The sequence below is a fragment of the Pseudomonas sp. FP2294 genome (genome assembly GCF_030687625.1).
Taxonomy (GTDB): domain Bacteria; phylum Pseudomonadota; class Gammaproteobacteria; order Pseudomonadales; family Pseudomonadaceae; genus Aquipseudomonas; species Aquipseudomonas shahriarae.
On record NZ_CP117441.1, the window covers coordinates 1,276,768 to 1,295,591 of the forward strand.

An 18,824-nucleotide genomic window follows, 5' to 3' on the forward strand; every position below is an offset into this window, starting at 1 on the left:
CCATGACCGCGACTATCAAACTCGGTCAATTGGCCGAGTTCCTGGGGGCTACCTTGAGTGGCTCCCCGGAGAAGGAAATCACTGGGCTAGCCACCTTGCAGGAGGCTGGCCCAGCTCAGTTGAGCTTCCTCGCAAATCCCCAATACCGTAAATACCTGGGCGACAGCCAGGCTGCAGCCGTATTGCTGAAGGCCGCTGACGCCGAGACGTTTGCCGGGGATGCGCTGGTGGTGGCTGACCCTTACGCGGCTTACGCGCGGGTGTCGCACCTGTTCGATCCGAAACCCAAAGCGGCTCCTGGTATCCATCCTTCTGCTGTCATCGCCGATGATGCTCAGGTAGATCCTGCGGCGAGCATCGGGGCTTTTGTGGTGATCGAGAGTGGTGCGCGCATTGGCGCCGGTGTGACCGTAGGCGCTCATTGCTTTATCGGTGCCCGCAGTGAAATCGCTGCAGGTGGCTGGCTCGCGCCGCGCGTGACCCTGTACCACGATGTGCGTATCGGGCAGCGAGTGGTGATTCAGTCGGGTGCCGTGATCGGCGGCGAAGGCTTTGGCTTCGCCAACGAGAAGGGCATCTGGCAGAAGATCGCCCAGGTCGGCGGTGTGCTGATCGGTGATGATGTGGAGATTGGCGTCAACACTGCCGTCGATCGCGGGGCCCTGGCCGATACCGTGATTGGCAATGGTGTGAAGCTGGACAACCAGATCCAGATCGCCCACAACGTACAGATTGGCGATCACACGGCCATGGCCGCGTGTGTCGGTATCTCTGGCAGCACCAAGATCGGCAAGCATTGCATGCTGGCCGGCGGTGTCGGCTTGGTGGGCCATATTGAAATCTGCGACAACGTATTCATTACCGGCATGACCATGGTGACCCACTCGATTACCGAGCCAGGGGCCTACTCTTCCGGTACAGCGATGCAACCCGCGGCCGAGTGGCGCAAGAGCGCGGCCCGTTTAAGGCAGCTCGACGACATGGCGCGGCGCCTGAAACATCTGGAAAAGCGTGTTGGGGACGTGACCCCTGGCAGTAATGTTTCATCAGATGGCTGATACCATTTCCATATCAAGTGTGCACAGCAGCTAGACTGCCTTCTTGATTTGCTAGAGGGGCGTGCCTTAGTCCGCGCGCTCCCAATCTTTATTACAGGCTTCCCCCCGAAATGATGGACATCAACGAGATTCGCGAATACCTGCCTCACCGTTACCCGTTCCTGCTGGTGGACCGTGTAGTGGAACTGAATGTTGAGGAAAAGCGCATTCGTGCCTACAAGAATGTCAGCATCAACGAACCATTCTTCAACGGTCACTTTCCCGCGCATCCGATCATGCCGGGCGTGCTGATCATTGAGGCAATGGCCCAGGCCGCTGGTATCCTCGGTTTTAAAATGCTCGACCTCAAGCCTGCCGATGGCACGCTTTACTATTTCGTGGGCTCCGACAAGCTGCGCTTCCGCAACCCGGTCACCCCAGGTGACCAGTTGATCCTGGAAGCCAAGTTCGTGAGCTGCAAGCGCCAGATCTGGAAATTCGAATGCCAGGCCTCCGTTGACGGCAAGCCTGTGTGTTCCGCCGAAATCATCTGTGCGGAACGCAAACTATGAGTTTGATTGACCCTCGCGCAATCATCGATCCGACGGCCGTGCTGGCCGCCGACGTTGAGGTCGGCCCCTGGTCGATCATCGGCGCAGGTGTGGAAATCGGCGAGGGGACTGTCATCGGGCCGCACGTGATCCTCAAGGGTCCGACCCGCATTGGCAAACACAACCGCATCTACCAGTTCTCCTCGGTAGGCGAAGATACGCCGGACATGAAGTACAAGGGTGAGGAAACCCGCCTGGTAATCGGTGATCACAACATCATTCGTGAAGGCGTGACCATTCATCGTGGCACAGTGCAGGATCGGGCGGAAACGACCCTGGGTGATCACAATCTGGTGATGGCCTACGCCCATATCGGTCACGACAGTGTGATCGGCAACCACTGCATCCTCGTCAATAACACTGCGCTGGCCGGCCATGTGCACGTTGACGACTGGGCGATTCTTTCCGGTTTCACCCTGGTGCATCAGTACTGTCATATTGGTGCCCATAGCTTTTCCGGCATGGGTACCGCTATTGGCAAGGATGTACCGGCGTTCGTCACGGTTTTTGGCAACCCTGCCGAAGCCCGCAGCATGAACTTCGAAGGCATGCGCCGACGTGGTTTCAGCGAAGATGCCATCCACGCCCTGCGCCGCGCTTACAAAGTGGTGTATCGCCAGGGGCTGACGGTTGACCAGGCGCTGGCCGAGCTGGCCGAGCCGGCGGCGCTGTTTCCAGAAGTTGCCATCTTCCGCGATTCGATCCAGGCATCGACTCGCGGCATCACCCGCTGATCATGGCCACGCTGCGTATTGCATTGGTGGCCGGAGAAGCTTCCGGCGATATCCTCGGCGCTGGCCTGATGCGCGCCATCAAGGCGCAGCATCCAGCCGTTGAATTCATTGGGGTCGGCGGCCCGCTGATGCAGGCCGAAGGCCTGACTTCCTACTTTCCCATGGAGCGTTTGTCGGTCATGGGGCTGGTGGAAGTGCTGGGGCGCCTGCGCGAGCTGCTGGCTCGGCGCAAACTGCTGATCCAGACCCTGATTGCAGAAAAACCGGACGTCTTTATCGGTATCGACGCACCGGACTTCACCCTCAATATCGAACTCAAACTGCGTCAGGCCGGGATCAAGACCGTGCATTACGTCAGCCCGTCCGTATGGGCGTGGCGGCAAAAGCGTGTGCTGAAGATCCGCGAAGGCTGCGACCTGATGCTGACCCTGCTGCCTTTCGAGGCGCGGTTCTACGAAGAGAAGGGCGTGCCGGTCAGGTTTGTCGGCCACACCCTTGCCGATACCATTCCGCTGCAGGCTGATCGCGCCGCCGCCCGCGCCGCGTTGGGCCTGCCCGACGGGCCGCTGGTGGCGTTGATGCCCGGTAGCCGTGGCGGTGAAGTCGGGCGCCTGGGCGCACTGTTTTTCGATGCGGCCGAGCGTCTGCTGGCCTTGAAGCCCGGGGTGCGGTTTGTACTGCCGTGCGCCAGCCCGCAACGGCGTGCACAGATCGAGGCCTTGCTGGTAGGACGTGACCTGCCGTTGACCCTGCTCGACGGTGGTTCGCACCTGGCCCTGGCGGCCTGTGATGCGGTGTTGATCGCCTCCGGTACCGCCACGCTGGAGGCTTTGCTCTACAAGCGGCCGATGGTTGTGGCCTATCGCCTTGCGCCGCTGACCTACTGGATTCTCAAGCGCATGGTCAAAAGCCCGTACATCTCCTTGCCCAACCTGCTGGCCCAGCGGTTGTTGGTGCCGGAGTTGCTGCAGGACGCTGCTACCCCCGAGGCCTTGGCCCAGAACATTCTGCCGTTGATCGACGGTGGCGAAGAGCAAACCCGCGGCTTTGACGAAATTCACCGTACCTTGCGCCGTGATGCGTCGAACCAGGCCGCAGACGCCGTGTTGACCTTGATCGGCCGCCAGCAGGAAACCCTATGAAGACGCAAATGGGCCTGGATTTCAGCCTGGTCGCCCAAACCCACGAACTGGTCGCCGGTGTCGATGAAGTAGGGCGCGGCCCGTTGTGCGGCGCGGTGGTCACGGCGGCGGTGATTCTTGATCCGAATCGTCCGATCCTCGGTCTCAACGACTCGAAGAAGCTCACCGAAGCCCGTCGTGAAAAGCTTTTTGATGAAATTTGCGAAAAAGCCCTCAGCTGGCATATCGCCCGGGCCGAAGTCGAAGAAATCGACGAACTGAACATCCTGCATGCCACGATGCTGGCCATGCAGCGCGCCGTCGAGGGCCTGCACATCACCCCCAAGCTGGCGATGATCGACGGCAATCGCTGCCCGAAGCTGGCGATGCCGGCCGAGGCGGTGGTCAAGGGTGATAGTAAGGTGCCGGCAATTGCCGCCGCCTCCATCCTGGCCAAGGTCAGTCGTGACCGTGAGATGGCGGCGTTCGAATTGATCTATCCGGGCTATGGCATAGGCGGCCATAAAGGCTACCCGACGCCCGTTCATCTGGAAGCCCTGGCTCGATTGGGCCCGACGCCGATCCACCGCCGCTCGTTTGCCCCGGTACGCCAGGCTTATGAGGTGCGCGAAAGCCTGGTCGAGCTTTAGGCGCAGGCTGATGTTTTACTCAAGGCCCGGTACAATCCGGGCCTTGTTGTTTTCACACGTATCTAGACAGGATCACTATGCCGGCTTCATTCGTTCACCTGCGCCTGCACACTGAATACTCCCTGGTCGACGGCCTGGTACGGATCAAACCGCTGGTCAAAACCCTGGTGGGCATGAATATGCCGGCCGTGGCGGTGACCGACCAGAACAACATGTGCTCCCTGGTCAAGTTCTACAAGAGCGCCATGGGCGCCGGCATCAAGCCGATCTGCGGCGCCGACTTGTGGCTGTCCAACAAAGACCCCGATAACGCCTTGAGTCGCATCAGCCTGTTGGCGATGAACGGCGTGGGTTATCGCAACCTGACTGAACTGATTTCCCGCGGTTTTATCGACGGCCAGCGCAACGGCTCGATCATCATCGAGCGCGAATGGGTAGCCGAGGCCAGCGAAGGGCTGATTATGCTGTCGGCTGCCAAGGAAGGGGAGGTCGGCCTCGCCTTGCTGGGCGGCAATCCCCAGGAGGCAGAAGTGCTCGCCCGGGAGTGGATGGCGGTGTTCCCTGACCGCTTCTACCTGGAAGTTCAGCGCACCAATCGCCCCAACGACGAAGAGCACCTGCACGCTGCCGTGGCCCTGGCCGAAAAGCTGGGTGCGCCGCTGGTCGCCACCAACGATGTGCGTTTTATCAAGAAGGAAGACTTCGAGGCCCACGAAACCCGCGTGTGTATCGGCGAAGGCCGGGCGCTGGACGATCCGCGTCGCTCGAAGAACTACAGCGAAGAGCAGTACCTCAAAAGCGCCGAGGAAATGGCTGAGCTGTTCAGCGACTTGCCCGAGGCCCTGGAAAACTCCGTCGAAATTGCCAAGCGCTGCAATATCGAAGTGAAGCTGGGCAAACACTTTTTGCCCAACTTCCCGATTCCCGATGGCATGACCATCGACGAGTATTTCCGCAAGGTGTCGTTCGATGGCCTGGAAGAGCGTCTTTCCGTCCTGCTGCCCAAGGACACCACCGAAGACTACGAGGCCAAGCGCCAGGTGTATGTCGACCGGCTGAACTTCGAGCTGGATATCATTATCCAGATGGGGTTCCCCGGTTACTTCCTGATCGTAATGGACTTTATCCAGTGGGCCAAAAGCAACGGCGTGCCGGTGGGCCCTGGCCGGGGGTCGGGTGCCGGCTCGCTGGTGGCTTATGTGCAGAAGATCACCGACCTCGACCCGCTGGAATATGACCTGCTGTTCGAACGGTTCCTGAACCCGGAACGGGTATCGATGCCCGACTTCGACGTCGACTTCTGCATGGATGGTCGCGACCGTGTCATCGAATATGTGGCCGAGAAATATGGCCGTAACGCTGTAAGCCAGATCATCACCTTTGGTTCCATGGCGGCCAAGGCGGTAATTCGTGACGTGGCGCGGGTGCAGGGCAAGTCCTACGGCCTGGCGGATCGTCTGTCGAAGATGATCCCCTTTGAAGTCGGCATGACCCTGGAAAAGGCCTACGAGCAGGAAGAAATCCTGCGCGACTTCATCAAGGTCGATGAAGAAGCCGCCGAAATCTGGGACATGGCGCGCAAGCTCGAAGGCGTGGTGCGTAACGTTGGTAAGCACGCCGGTGGCGTGGTAATCGCGCCGACCAAGCTGACAGACTTTTCGCCGATCTATTGCGACGAAGAAGGCGATGGCCTGGTAACCCAGTTCGACAAGGATGACGTGGAGGCGGCCGGCCTGGTGAAGTTCGACTTCCTCGGCCTGCGTACCCTGACGATCATCGACTGGGCGCTCAAGACCATCAACCGTGAACGCGCCAAGGTGGATGAAGCGCCGCTGGATATCGCTTTTATCCCACTGGACGACAAACCTACCTACGCGCTGCTGCAAAAAGCCGAAACCACTGCGGTGTTCCAGCTTGAATCCCGCGGCATGAAGGAGCTGATCAAAAAGCTCAAGCCCGACTGCCTGGAAGACTTGATCGCACTGGTGGCCCTGTTCCGTCCGGGCCCGCTGCAATCGGGCATGGTGGACGACTTTATCAACCGGAAGCACGGGCGCGCCGAACTGGCTTACCCGCACTCCGACTACCAGTACGAAGGCCTCAAGCCGGTACTGGCACCGACCTACGGCATCATCCTGTATCAGGAACAGGTGATGCAGATCGCCCAGGTCATGGCCGGCTACACCCTTGGTGGTGCGGACATGCTGCGCCGGGCCATGGGTAAGAAAAAACCCGAGGAAATGGCCAAGCAGCGCGGCGGCTTCATTGAGGGTTGTGCCACCAACAATATCGACGCCGACCTGGCCGGTAACATCTTTGACCTGGTGGAAAAATTCGCCGGTTATGGTTTCAACAAATCCCACTCCGCCGCCTACGGCCTGGTGTCGTACCAGACTGCCTGGCTGAAGGCCCACTACCCGGCGCCGTTCATGGCGGCGGTGCTGTCGGCGGATATGCACAACACCGACAAGGTCGTGACCTTGATCGAAGAAGTGCGGACCATGAAGCTGCGCCTCGACGCGCCGGACGTGAACGCCTCGGAGTTCAAGTTCACGGTGAACGACGAAGGCCGCATCATTTATGGCCTGGGGGCGATCAAGGGCGTGGGCGAAGGCCCGGTTGAGGCGATTACCGAGGCGCGCCAGGACGGTCCGTTCAAGGACCTGTTCGACTTCTGCGCCCGGGTCGACCTCAAGCGCATCAACAAACGTACCCTCGATGGCCTGATCCGCAGCGGCGCACTTGACCGTCTTGGTCCGTACTTCCATGACGAGTCGAAGGCCTACCAGGCCAATATCGACCGTAACCGCGCGGTACTGCTGACCGCCATGGAAGAAGCGATCAAGGCCGCTGAACAAACCGCCCGCACCCATGACAGTGGGCATGCCGACCTGTTTGGCGGGTTGTTCGTCGAAGAAGATGCCGATGTGTACGCTAACCACCGTAAGGCCAAGGAGCTGACCCTCAAGGAACGCCTCAAGGGTGAAAAAGACACCCTGGGCCTGTACCTCACCGGCCACCCGATTGACGAATATGAGGGCGAAATCCGGCGTTTTGCCCGCCAGCGCATCATCGACCTGAAACCGGCGCGCGATACCCAGACCGTCGCCGGGATGATCATTGCCCTGCGGGTAATGAAGAACAAAAAGGGCGACAAGATGGGTTTCATCACCCTCGACGACCGCTCCGGGCGTATCGAAGCGTCGCTGTTTGCCGATGCGTTCCATTCTGCGCAGTCGCTGTTGCAGACCGACGCGATGGTGGTGGTGGAGGGCGAGGTCAGCAACGATGACTTCTCCGGCGGCCTGCGCCTGCGGATCAAACGCGTAATGAGCATGGAAGATGCCCGCACCAACCTGGCCGAAAGCCTACGCCTGAAGGTGAAAACCGAAGCGCTCAAGGGCGATCAGCTACGCTGGCTGGGGGATCTGCTCAAACGTCACCGTGGTGCGTGCCCGGTGACCATGGAGTACACCGGCAGCGATGCCAAGGCGATGTTGCAGTTTGGCGAGACGTGGCGAATTGACCCGGCTGATGGCTTGATTCAAGCATTGCGTGACCAGTTCGGGCGTGACAACGTCTTCCTCCAATACCGTTGACGGTCAGGGCTGCCCTTGTACCCCTGACCTCGACTCGACATTTAATCTCGACCTTGACGCGCCTCTCCCTTAAGGTAGGGCGCGAATAGACAACCGGCTGGCCAGGCACTCCCTGGCCGTCGACCCAAGACGGACGCTTATGAACCCGAATTTTCTTGATTTCGAACAGCCGATCGCTGACCTGCAAGCCAAGATCGAAGAGCTGCGCCTGGTCGGCAATGACAATTCGCTGAATATCGGCGATGAAATCTCCCGCCTGCAAGACAAGAGCAAGACGCTCACCGAAGACATCTTCGGCAAGCTGACCAGTTGGCAGATCGCGCGCCTGGCCCGCCACCCGCGCCGTCCGTACACCCTGGACTACATCGACCACATCTTCACCGAATTCGACGAGCTGCATGGCGACCGCCACTTCTCCGATGACGCGGCGATTGTCGGCGGCATTGCTCGCCTGGATGACCAGCCAGTGATGGTGATCGGTCACCAGAAAGGCCGTGAAGTGCGTGAGAAAGTGCGTCGCAACTTCGGCATGCCGCGTCCGGAAGGCTACCGCAAGGCCTGCCGCCTGATGGAAATGGCTGAACGTTTCAAAATGCCGATCCTGACTTTTATCGACACCCCTGGCGCCTACCCAGGCATCGACGCTGAAGAGCGCAACCAGAGCGAAGCGATTGCCTGGAACCTGCGCGTGATGGCGCGTCTGAAAACCCCGATCATCGCTACCGTGATCGGTGAAGGCGGTTCCGGTGGTGCGCTGGCCATTGGCGTCTGCGACCAACTGAACATGCTGCAATACTCCACCTATGCGGTGATCTCGCCGGAAGGCTGCGCCTCGATCCTGTGGAAAACCGCAGAAAAGGCCCCGGATGCTGCCGAAGCCATGGGGATCACCGCTGATCGCCTGAAAGGCCTGGGTATCGTCGACAAAGTGATTGCCGAACCCCTGGGCGGCGCCCACCGCGACCCGGCGGCCGCATCGGCCACCATCCGCGCCGAACTCTGCGCGCAGTTGGACATGCTCAAGAAATTCGACAACGAGGCGCTGCTGGCCCGTCGTTACGAGCGCCTGATGAGCTACGGTCTCTAAGCTACTGCATTACCCTGTGGGAGCGGGCTTGCCCGCGATAGCAATGTGTCAGTGCCAGATGGGTTGACTGGTACACCGCTGTCGCGGGCAAGCCCGTTCCCACATTGGCGTTGTATATGCTTGGCTAACGTATTCCAGTTTTGCGGCGGTAACGTGCGATGAAACCAACTCTAACCGCCAAACTCCTGCAAACCCTGGCCCCCTGGCGCGACGCCCCGGCCTGGCAGATCGCCTACTCCGGCGGACTCGACTCCACGGTTCTGCTGCACCTCCTTGCCGATCTGGCAAAAACCCAATCCTTGCCGCCACTGCAGGCTATCCATGTTCACCACGGCCTCCAGGTTGCGGCCGACGCGTGGCCAGCCCATTGCCAGGCGGTCTGTGATGCCGCCGGTGTGCCGCTGCGGGTCATGCGTGTGCAGGTGCCATCGGGTGCAAGCCTGGAGCGTGCGGCCCGTGACGCGCGCTACCAGGCGTTCGCCGAGGCAATCGGCCCAGGTGAGTTGCTACTCACTGGCCAGCACCGTGACGATCAGGCCGAGACCTTGCTGTTTCGCCTGCTGCGGGGCGCGGGAGTGCGGGGCCTCACCGGCATGCCCGCCCAGCGATCTTTGGGTGGGGGGCACCTGATGCGGCCGCTGCTGGAGGTGTCGCGAGCCGAACTGGAAACTTACGCCCGCGAGCAGCAGTTGAGCTGGATCGAAGACCCCTCCAACGGCGACCCACGCTTTTCCCGGAATTACCTGCGCCATCATGTGTTTCCCGTACTTACGGCGCGCTGGCCCCGGGCCGTGAATAGCCTGGCCCGTACTGCCGGGCATCTGGCGCAGGCCCAGGAGCTGCTCGATGAGTTGGCGCAACTGGATATGCAGGCCGCTCAACTGCCGTCGGCGTTTCCCTGGCTGGCGCTGCCATCGTTGGCACTTGCGCCACTGCGCGATCTTTCCGACGCTCGGCAGCGCAACGTCCTGCGCTATTGGCTGGCGCCGTTGACGGCGATGCCTGACAGCGAACATTGGGTTGGCTGGAGCGCCTTGCGCGATGCCAAGGAGGACGCGCAGCCGGTGTGGCGTTTGGCTGACGGCCAATTGCAGCGTTGCAACGATCGTATCTGGTGGATACCTACCAATTGGTCAGAGTTTTCCGACAGTCCTTTGAGCTGGTCGCACCCGCAAAACCCACTACAGTTACCTGGCAACGGGCAGTTGTATTTCAGCGGGCATGCCCCTGAAGGCCCTTTGAGCATCCGCTACCGCCAGGGCGGTGAAGTCATGGACGTGCCCGGCCGTGGCCGGCGCGACCTCAAGCGTCTGCTCAACGAAACGGCTGTACCGGGCTTTATCCGTGGCAGATTGCCGCTGCTCTACCAGGGTAGCCGTCTGGTGGCCGTGGCCAACCTGGCAGGGGCCTCGACAGGGCAGGGGGATGACTGGCAATTACATTGGGCGCCACCAACCTGCGATCAAGGTTTGAGCTGATAGCGCCTTTCCGGTAGACTACGCTCCCTTCTTGATACAACTTCTGTGGATTCTCCTGAAACACAGTTGTTGCCGATTACCAAGCAGTCTTTGCTGGGCGATTCCAAAAAATGTGTAGCGATCAACGTACCGGTGTTCCATTGCTGGTCTGTCACAACGCGGCGGTTTTTTTGAAAGGTGCACTGTGATTAATGCAGGTGATCGGGGGCTTCGGCCTTCCTTCGCTTTCCCCGGCGGCTCCGACCGCTTTAACGCAGACTTCTAGGGTTTTTCATGACGCGCTACATATTCGTCACGGGCGGTGTTGTTTCTTCATTGGGGAAAGGCATTGCCTCCGCTTCGTTGGCGGCCATCCTGGAGGCGCGGGGACTTAAGGTCACCATGCTCAAGCTGGACCCGTACATCAACGTCGACCCGGGCACCATGAGCCCGTTCCAGCACGGTGAAGTGTTCGTCACCCACGACGGCGCCGAGACCGACCTGGACCTGGGCCACTACGAGCGGTTCATCCGCACGACCATGACCCAGAACAACAACTTCACCACCGGCCGTGTCTACGAGCACGTGCTGCGCAAGGAGCGCCGTGGTGACTACCTGGGTGCAACCATCCAGGTGATCCCGCACATCACCGACGAAATCAAGCGCCGCATCATCAAGGGTGCAGGCGATGCCGACGTGGCGATGGTCGAGATCGGTGGCACCGTGGGTGACATCGAATCCCAACCGTTCCTCGAAGCCATCCGCCAGTTGCGTTTCGAAGTCGGCGCCAAGCGCGCGATGCTGATGCACCTGACCCTGGTGCCGTACATCGCCACCGCTGGCGAAACCAAAACCAAGCCTACCCAGCACTCGGTCAAGGAACTGCGTTCCATCGGCCTGCAGCCGGACGTGCTGGTATGCCGCTCCGATCACCCGATCGACATTTCCTCGCGTCGCAAGATCGCCCAGTTCACCAACGTTGAAGAACGTGCGGTGATTGCCCTGGAAGACGCCGATACCATCTACAAGATCCCAGGCATCCTGCATTCCCAGGGCCTGGATGATTTTGTGGTCGAGCGTTTCGGCCTGCAGTGCAATGGCGCGGACCTGTCCGAGTGGGAAGCGGTGGTTGACGCCAAGCTCAACCCTGAGCACGAAGTCACCATCGCCATGGTTGGCAAGTACATGGAGCTGCTGGACGCGTACAAGTCGCTGATCGAAGCGATGAGCCACGCGGGCATCAGCAACCGTACCAAGGTCAACCTGCGCTACATCGACTCCGAAGACATCGAAAACCAGGGCACCGCGCTGCTCGAAGGTGTGGATGCGATCCTCGTGCCAGGCGGTTTCGGCCTGCGTGGCGTGGAAGGCAAGATCACTGCCGTGCAGTACGCTCGTGAGAACAAGGTGCCTTACCTGGGTATCTGCCTGGGCATGCAAGTGGCCGTTATCGAGTTCGCTCGTAACGTGCTGGGCTGGAAAGACGCCAACTCCACCGAGTTCGATCACACCAGCGGCCACCCGGTCGTGGGCCTGATCACCGAGTGGGAAGATGCCACCGGCGCTGTCGAAACCCGTACCGAAAGCTCCGACCTGGGCGGCACCATGCGCCTTGGCGCACAGGATTGCCTGCTGGAGTCCGGCTCGCTGGTGCACGACTGCTACGGCAAGGACGTGATCGTCGAGCGTCACCGTCACCGTTACGAAGTGAACAACAACCTGCTGCCGCAGATCAAAGCGGCTGGCCTGAAAATCTCCGGTCGCTCCGGTGATGGCAAGCTGGTTGAAGTGGTCGAAGCCCCGGATCATCCATGGTTCGTCGCTTGCCAGTTCCACCCTGAGTTCACTTCGACGCCGCGCGACGGTCACCCGTTGTTCAGCGGTTTCGTTAAAGCAGCACTGACGCAACATCAGAAGAAGGCGTAAACCTGATGGCCCAGAAGATCATTCGCGTAGGCGACATCGAAATTGCCAACGACAAGCCCATGGTGCTGTTTGGCGGCATGAACGTGCTGGAAAGCCGCGACATGGCGATGCAGGTCTGTGAAGAGTACGTAAAGGTTACCGAGAAATTGGGTATCCCTTATGTATTCAAGGCCAGCTTCGACAAGGCGAACCGTTCGTCCGTGACCTCCTATCGCGGCCCGGGCCTTGAAGAAGGCATGCGGATCTTCCAGGACATCAAGCAAGCCTTCGGCGTGCCGATCATCACCGACGTCCACGAGCCTGAACAGGCTGGTGTGGTCGCCGAGGTATGCGACATCATCCAGTTGCCGGCCTTCCTGTCGCGCCAGACCGACCTGGTCGTCGCGATGGCCAAGACCGGCGCTGTGATCAATATCAAGAAAGCCCAGTTCCTCGCGCCCCAGGAGATGAAACACATCCTGAACAAGTGCGTGGAAGCGGGTAATGACCAGTTGATCCTCTGCGAGCGTGGTTCGAGCTTCGGCTACAACAACCTCGTGGTGGACATGCTTGGTTTCGGCATCATGAAACAGTTCGAATACCCGGTGTTCTTCGACGTGACCCATGCGCTGCAAATGCCTGGTGGTCGAGCCGATTCCGCCGGTGGCCGACGTGCCCAGGTACTGGATCTGGCCAAGGCCGGTATCAGCCAGTCCCTGGCAGGCCTGTTCCTGGAAGCCCACCCGGATCCGGACAACGCCAAGTGCGACGGTCCTTGCGCTCTGCGCCTGGACAAGCTGGAGCCATTCCTGGCCCAACTCAAGCAATTGGACGAACTGGTCAAGAGTTTTCCGACGGTAGAGACCGCGTAACCCGCGTTTCTCCGGTAAACTTTCCGCGCTTTATGCTCAGGCCCCCGGGCCTGAGTCTTGTCGTCTGCAAGCCTGCCCCGTTGTTCCACCCTTGCGGTCGGTCAAAAGATTTCCTTCAGCTGCGTCGTTTTCGTCAACTTTGGAGTGTTTACAACAATGGCAAAAATCGTCGACATCAAAGGTCGTGAAGTTCTCGACTCCCGTGGCAACCCCACCGTCGAAGCCGACGTGCTTCTCGATAACGGCATCATCGGCAGCGCCTGCGCGCCGTCCGGTGCTTCCACCGGTTCGCGCGAAGCGCTGGAACTGCGTGATGGCGACAAGAGCCGTTACCTGGGCAAGGGTGTCCTCAAGGCAGTAGCCAACATCAACGGTCCGATCCGCGACCTGTTGCTGGGCAAGGACCCGCTGGACCAGAAAGCCCTCGATCACGCGATGATCAAGCTCGACGGCACTGAAAACAAAGGCAGCCTCGGCGCCAATGCGATCCTCGCTGTATCCCTGGCAGCTGCCAAGGCTGCCGCCCAGGACCAGGACCTGCCGCTGTACGCGCACATTGCCAATCTGAACGGCACTCCGGGCGTGTACTCGATGCCAGTCCCAATGATGAACATCATCAACGGTGGCGAGCACGCAGACAACAACGTCGATATCCAGGAATTCATGGTGCAGCCAGTGGGCGCCAAGACCTTCTCCGAAGGCCTGCGCATGGGTACCGAGATTTTCCATCACCTCAAAGCGGTACTGAAGGCCCGTGGCCTGAGCACAGCAGTGGGTGACGAAGGTGGTTTTGCACCGAACCTGGCGTCCAACGAAGATGCACTGAAAGTGATCTCCGAAGCCGTGGCCAACGCTGGCTACAAGCTGGGCACCGACGTGACCCTGGCCCTGGACTGCGCGGCCAGCGAGTTCTACGAAGATGGCAAGTACAACCTGTCCGGCGAAGGCCAGGTGTTCAACTCCGAAGGTTTCGCGGAATACCTGAAGGGCCTGACCCAGCGCTACCCGATCATCTCGATCGAAGACGGCCTGGACGAGTCTGACTGGGACGGTTGGAAAATCCTTACCGACAAGATCGGCGAGAAGATCCAACTGGTCGGTGACGACCTGTTCGTGACCAACACCAAGATCCTGAAAGAAGGCATCGACAAGAAGATCGCCAACTCGATCCTGATCAAGTTCAACCAGATCGGCACCCTGACCGAAACCCTGGAAGCCATCCAGATGGCCAAGGCTGCGGGCTACACCGCCGTGATCTCCCACCGCTCCGGCGAAACCGAAGATTCGACCATTGCCGACCTGGCTGTGGGCACCTCGGCGGGCCAGATCAAAACCGGTTCCCTGTGCCGTTCCGACCGCGTTTCCAAGTACAACCAATTGCTGCGTATCGAAGAGCAACTGGGCGGAAAAGCCAAATACAACGGTCGTGGCGAGTTTCGCGGCTGAGTAGTTGATGGTAAAAAGACAAAGGATTGTGTCGGATAACTCGCTGTAGAGTGAATTTGCGCACTAATCTGATGCCTATCAAGCACAAGCCTGGGTCTTCCAGGCTTCGTGCTATCAGTTGCTTCAAAAGTTTTGCATGGCTGTCTTTTTTCACTGGATACCCGATATTCGATGCGCAGTCCCAATTGGTTGTTCCTCGTCCTGCTCTTGCTGCTGGCTGGCCTGCAGTACCGCCTTTGGGTGGGCAATGGCAGTCTGGCGCAGGTGACCGACCTGACCCAGCAAATTGCCGCGCAGCACGCCGAGAACGAGGTGTTGCTGGAGCGCAACCGTGTGCTCGATGCCGAAGTGCTTGAGTTGAAAAAAGGCATGGAGACCGTTGAAGAGCGGGCTCGTCATGAATTGGGCATGGTCAAGGAGGGCGAAACCCTCTACCAGTTGGCCCAATGAGCGCCTGTTTGCCGGCCTTCTGGGCCGTGATTCCTGCCGCGGGCGTCGGTGCCCGTATGGCCGCGGACCGTCCCAAGCAGTATCTGCAGTTGGGCGGGCGCACTATTCTCGAACACAGCCTTGGCTGTTTTCTCGACCATCCGAGCCTCAAGGGGCTGGTGGTCAGTCTGGCGGTCGATGATCCTTACTGGCCCAACCTGGCGTGTGCTGCCGACCCGCGTATCCAGCGCGCGGACGGCGGGGCAGAGCGCTCAGGCTCGGTGCTCAATGCACTGCTGCAACTCAATGCCCTGGGCGCCAGCGATGACGACTGGGTGCTGGTGCACGATGCTGCGCGGCCGAACCTGAGCCGCGAAGACCTCGACACGTTATTGATGCAGTTGGCGGACGACCCAGTGGGTGGCTTGCTCGCCGTACCGGCCCGCGACACCCTCAAGCGTGTCGACAAGCACGGGCGGGTGGCGGAAACCATTGACCGTAGCCTGATCTGGCAAGCCTACACCCCGCAAATGTTCCGCCTCGGCGCCTTGCACCGCGCATTGGCCGATAGCCTGGTGGCTGATGCAGTCATCACCGATGAAGCCTCGGCCATGGAGTGGTCTGGCCAGGCGCCACGTTTGGTGGAAGGGCGTGCGGACAATATCAAGGTGACGCGGCCGGAGGATCTGGAGTGGCTTAGGTTGCGGTGGGCTAATCGCCGGTAGGCTGCTGGACCGAGGTGACTTCATCGCAGGCAATCCAGCTCCCATACCTGACCGCATTCCAACAGAGATACGCGGTCAGGTGTGGGAGCTGGCTTGCCTGCGATGAGGCCAGGCCAGGCACCCCAGATCACCCGCCATACTCCGGCCGCCCAGCCAACCCCTCCTTCAAGAACTCCACCAACTTGCGCACCTTTGGCGATAAATGCCGCTGTTGCGGATACAGCGCCCACACTGCCGTATTCGGCGGTTGATGGGCTTCAAGCAGTGAAACCAGCGCGCCGCTGTGCAAGTGCTCCAGCACGTAATAGTCCGGCAACTGGCACAACCCCACCCCTTGCAACGCCGCATCCAGCACCGCTTGCCCACTGTTGCAGCGCCAGTTTCCCTGCACGCGCTGGGAAAATTCGCGTCCGTCCTGCGCCAGCTGCCAAATATCCGAACTGCCGATCAGGCAGTTATGCCGGCTCAGTTCCGACAAGCTATGGGGGCGCCCGTACCGCTCCAGGTAGGACGGCGACGCACAGAGATACATGCGTCTCGGCGCCAGGCGGCTGGCGACCATTCGTGAATCCTGCAGGCGGCCCAGGCGAATCGCCAGGTCCAGGCCTTCATGCACCAGGTCGAGGGGGCGGTTGCTCAGTTCAATATCCACCCGCAATTGCGGATAAAGCCCCATGAAGCGTGTTACCAACGGCACGATAAAACGTTCGCCATAAGCCACGGCGCAGGTCATGCGCAACATACCCTTGGGTTCACTGGTCAGGTCGCCCACTGCGCGCAAGGCTTCTTCGCGTCCGTCTTGCAGGCGTTGGCAATGTTGCAGAAAGGTCTGCCCGGCCTCGGTCAGCGTGACGCGCCGGGTGCTGCGATAGAGCAGGCGGGTTTGCAGGCGTTCTTCCAGGCGTGCCACCTGGCGGCTGATATGGGACGAGGACACGCCCAGGCGTTCGGCGGCAGCGGTAAATTGGCTGCACTCGGCCACGGCGACGAACTCATCAATGCCTTCCCAGCGGTTTTCAAGCATGGTGATTATCCCAGTACAGCAATAATGTTTTGCTTTTGCCTGGATTATTAATCAATGAGCCATGTTTTACACTGCCCGTCTTACTTTTTAAGACCCAGGAGAAACCCGGATGATCAAGTCACGCGCCGCTGTCGCCTTTGAAGCCAAGAAACCACTGGAGATCGTGGAAGTGGATGTCGCCATGCCCAAGGCTGGTGAAGTCCTGCTGCGCGTGGTTGCCTCCGGGGTTTGCCATACCGATGCCTACACCCTGTCGGGCGCCGACCCGGAGGGTATTTTCCCGTCGATCCTCGGCCATGAAGGCGGTGCGGTAGTGGAAGCGATTGGCGAGGGTGTGACCTCGGTAGCCGTGGGTGACCACGTGATCCCGCTGTACACCCCGGAGTGCGGCAAGTGCAAGTTCTGCCTGTCGGGCAAGACCAACCTGTGCCAGGCCATCCGCGCAACCCAGGGCAAAGGCCTGATGCCGGACGGCACTACGCGCTTCTCCTACAAGGGCCAGCCGATTTTCCACTACATGGGTACTTCGACCTTTTCCGAATACACCGTGTTGCCGGAAATCTCCGTGGCCAAGATTCCTAAAGAAGCTCCGCTGGAAAAAGTCTGCCTGCTGGGCTGCGGCGTCACCACCGGTATTGGTGCGGTGATCAACACCGCCAAGGTCAAGCCGGGCGATACCGTGGCCATCTTCGGCCTCGGCGGGATTGGCTTGTCGGCTGTGATCGGTGCAGTGAAGGCCAAGGCCGGCCGTATCATCGCCATCGACATCAACCCGGCCAAGTTTGAAATCGCCAAGCAACTGGGCGCCACCGACTGCATCAACCCGAAAGACTACGACCGGCCGATCCAGGACGTTATCGTCGATTTGACCGACGGTGGCGTGGACTTTTCCTTCGAGTGCATCGGCAATGTCCAACTGATGCGCGCGGCCCTGGAGTGCTGCCACAAAGGTTGGGGCGAGTCGGTGATCATCGGTGTCGCCGGGGCCGGCCAGGAAATTTCCACCCGTCCCTTCCAGCTGGTGACCGGTCGCGTCTGGCGCGGTTCGGCCTTCGGTGGCGTGCGTGGCCGCAGCGAGTTGCCAAGCTACGTGGAAATGGCCCAGAGCGGCGAAATCCCGTTGGATACCTTCATCACCCACACCATGGGCCTGGAAGATATCAATAAGGCGTTCGACCTGATGCATGAAGGCAAGAGCATTCGTACCGTCATCCATTTCTGAGGTCGGCCATGAGTCTGCAAAACCTGTCATGCCAGAAGAGCTTCGGCGGCTGGCATAAGCGTTACAAACATCATTCCGATGTGCTGGACTGCGACATGACCTTCGCCGTCTACCTGCCACCCCAGGCGGAGCAGGGCGGCAAGTTGCCGGTGCTGTACTGGCTGTCGGGGCTGACCTGCACCGATGAGAACTTCATGCAAAAGGCCGGCGCGCAACGTATGGCGGCCGAACTGGGAATGATCATCGTCGCGCCGGACACCAGCCCCCGTGGGCCGGGTGTACCGGGCGACCCTGACAATGCCTGGGATTTTGGCCTGGGTGCCGGGTTTTACTTGAATGCCACGCAAGAGCCGTGGAGCAAGCACTATCGGATGCATGACTATGTAGTGCAGGAATTGCCGGCGTTGGTTGAAGCGCATTTCCCGGCTTCCGACAAGCGTGGCATCAGCGGGCACTCCATGGGCGGCCACGGTGCGCTGGTGTGTGCCTTGCGCAATCCTGGGCGCTACCAGTCGGTGTCGGCGTTCTCGCCGATCAACAATCCGATGGATTGCCCTTGGGGGCAGAAGGCTTTTTCCCGCTACCTGGGGGAAGAGCGTTCGAAGTGGCGCGAATGGGATGCCTGCGTGCTGATCAGCGAAGCCTCGGAAAAACTGCCGTTGCTGGTGGACCAGGGCGATCGCGACGACTTCCTCGCCACCCAGCTCAAGCCCGAGGCCTTGCAACAAGCCGCCAAGGCCGCCGGCCATCCGCTGGAGCTGCGCCTGCAGCCGGGTTATGACCACAGCTACTTCTTTATCGCCAGCTTCATCGAGGACCACTTGCGTCATCATGGACGTGCTTTGCTCGGTTAATGTCCGGCAAAAGTAGGTAGAATCACGCCCTGAATTAACTCGGGGCGTTTT

The 18,824-nt window shown here is 60.1% G+C and carries 16 protein-coding genes; 15 read left to right on the top strand and 1 reads right to left on the bottom strand.

Translation table 11 applies throughout. The annotated features are described in order from the left end of the window. Positions 1 to 2: 2 nt before the first annotated feature. The 13 genes from lpxD (at position 3) to ispD (ending at position 15,673) form a co-directional block, all read left to right on the top strand. A complete protein-coding gene (gene lpxD, locus PSH73_RS05605; RefSeq protein ID WP_271043512.1) occupies positions 3 to 1,058 on the top strand; it encodes a UDP-3-O-(3-hydroxymyristoyl)glucosamine N-acyltransferase in 1,056 nt (351 codons plus the stop codon). A 110-nt stretch (positions 1,059 to 1,168) separates the two neighbouring features. Beyond that, complete coding sequence (gene fabZ, locus PSH73_RS05610) at positions 1,169 to 1,609, top strand: 3-hydroxyacyl-ACP dehydratase FabZ (protein WP_029297270.1); 441 nt, start codon at positions 1,169 to 1,171, stop codon at positions 1,607 to 1,609. After that, the gene (gene lpxA, locus PSH73_RS05615; RefSeq protein ID WP_032858160.1) at positions 1,606 to 2,382 is read left to right on the top strand and encodes an acyl-ACP--UDP-N-acetylglucosamine O-acyltransferase; all 777 of its coding nucleotides are present in this window, start codon (positions 1,606 to 1,608) and stop codon (positions 2,380 to 2,382) included. The genes fabZ and lpxA overlap by 4 nt, the downstream gene beginning before the upstream one ends. A gap of 2 nt (positions 2,383 to 2,384) precedes the next feature. Next, positions 2,385 to 3,524, top strand: coding sequence for a lipid-A-disaccharide synthase (gene lpxB, locus PSH73_RS05620; RefSeq protein WP_057958700.1), 1,140 nt, complete (start codon positions 2,385 to 2,387; stop codon positions 3,522 to 3,524). After that, the gene (rnhB, locus tag PSH73_RS05625; RefSeq protein ID WP_057439893.1) at positions 3,521 to 4,153 is read left to right on the top strand and encodes a ribonuclease HII; all 633 of its coding nucleotides are present in this window, start codon (positions 3,521 to 3,523) and stop codon (positions 4,151 to 4,153) included. Before lpxB ends, rnhB begins: the two co-directional genes overlap by 4 nt. A 77-nt stretch (positions 4,154 to 4,230) precedes the next feature. Next, positions 4,231 to 7,752 carry a DNA polymerase III subunit alpha gene (gene dnaE, locus PSH73_RS05630; protein WP_057958701.1) on the top strand — a complete coding sequence of 1,174 codons (3,522 nt, stop codon included), beginning with the start codon at positions 4,231 to 4,233 and terminating at the stop codon, positions 7,750 to 7,752. Between the two features lie 139 nt (positions 7,753 to 7,891). Next, positions 7,892 to 8,839, top strand: coding sequence for an acetyl-CoA carboxylase carboxyltransferase subunit alpha (locus PSH73_RS05635; protein WP_029297260.1), 948 nt, complete (start codon positions 7,892 to 7,894; stop codon positions 8,837 to 8,839). 158 nt (positions 8,840 to 8,997) lie between these two features. Beyond that, positions 8,998 to 10,317, top strand: coding sequence for a tRNA lysidine(34) synthetase TilS (gene tilS / locus PSH73_RS05640; protein WP_305462078.1), 1,320 nt, complete (start codon positions 8,998 to 9,000; stop codon positions 10,315 to 10,317). Positions 10,318 to 10,590: 273 nt separating this feature from the next. Continuing rightward, on the top strand, positions 10,591 to 12,222 hold the full coding sequence (locus PSH73_RS05645) for a CTP synthase (protein ID WP_057439891.1): 1,632 nt from the start codon (positions 10,591 to 10,593) through the stop codon (positions 12,220 to 12,222). A 5-nt stretch (positions 12,223 to 12,227) separates the two neighbouring features. Further along, the gene (kdsA, locus tag PSH73_RS05650) at positions 12,228 to 13,073 is read left to right on the top strand and encodes a 3-deoxy-8-phosphooctulonate synthase (protein ID WP_057439889.1); all 846 of its coding nucleotides are present in this window, start codon (positions 12,228 to 12,230) and stop codon (positions 13,071 to 13,073) included. Between the two features lie 156 nt (positions 13,074 to 13,229). Then, complete coding sequence (gene eno / locus PSH73_RS05655; RefSeq protein WP_029297253.1) at positions 13,230 to 14,519, top strand: phosphopyruvate hydratase; 1,290 nt, start codon at positions 13,230 to 13,232, stop codon at positions 14,517 to 14,519. 171 nt (positions 14,520 to 14,690) lie between these two features. Beyond that, on the top strand, positions 14,691 to 14,969 hold the full coding sequence (ftsB, locus tag PSH73_RS05660; RefSeq protein ID WP_029297251.1) for a cell division protein FtsB: 279 nt from the start codon (positions 14,691 to 14,693) through the stop codon (positions 14,967 to 14,969). Beyond that, positions 14,966 to 15,673, top strand: a complete 708-nt coding sequence (gene ispD / locus PSH73_RS05665; RefSeq protein WP_216312163.1) for a 2-C-methyl-D-erythritol 4-phosphate cytidylyltransferase — start codon at positions 14,966 to 14,968, stop codon at positions 15,671 to 15,673. Before ftsB ends, ispD begins: the two co-directional genes overlap by 4 nt. A 127-nt stretch (positions 15,674 to 15,800) precedes the next feature. Here ispD and PSH73_RS05670 read toward each other — a convergent pair whose 3' ends face one another. Further along, positions 15,801 to 16,697 carry a LysR substrate-binding domain-containing protein gene (locus tag PSH73_RS05670; protein ID WP_038446476.1) on the bottom strand — a complete coding sequence of 299 codons (897 nt, stop codon included), beginning with the start codon at positions 16,695 to 16,697 and terminating at the stop codon, positions 15,801 to 15,803. Positions 16,698 to 16,806: 109 nt separating this feature from the next. Between PSH73_RS05670 and PSH73_RS05675 the strand changes: the two genes are divergently transcribed. Both PSH73_RS05675 and fghA read left to right on the top strand, forming a co-directional pair. After that, complete coding sequence (locus tag PSH73_RS05675; protein ID WP_057439887.1) at positions 16,807 to 17,919, top strand: S-(hydroxymethyl)glutathione dehydrogenase/class III alcohol dehydrogenase; 1,113 nt, start codon at positions 16,807 to 16,809, stop codon at positions 17,917 to 17,919. Between the two features lie 8 nt (positions 17,920 to 17,927). Further along, on the top strand, positions 17,928 to 18,773 hold the full coding sequence (fghA, locus tag PSH73_RS05680) for an S-formylglutathione hydrolase (RefSeq protein WP_115127535.1): 846 nt from the start codon (positions 17,928 to 17,930) through the stop codon (positions 18,771 to 18,773). The last annotated feature ends 51 nt before the right edge of the window (positions 18,774 to 18,824 follow it).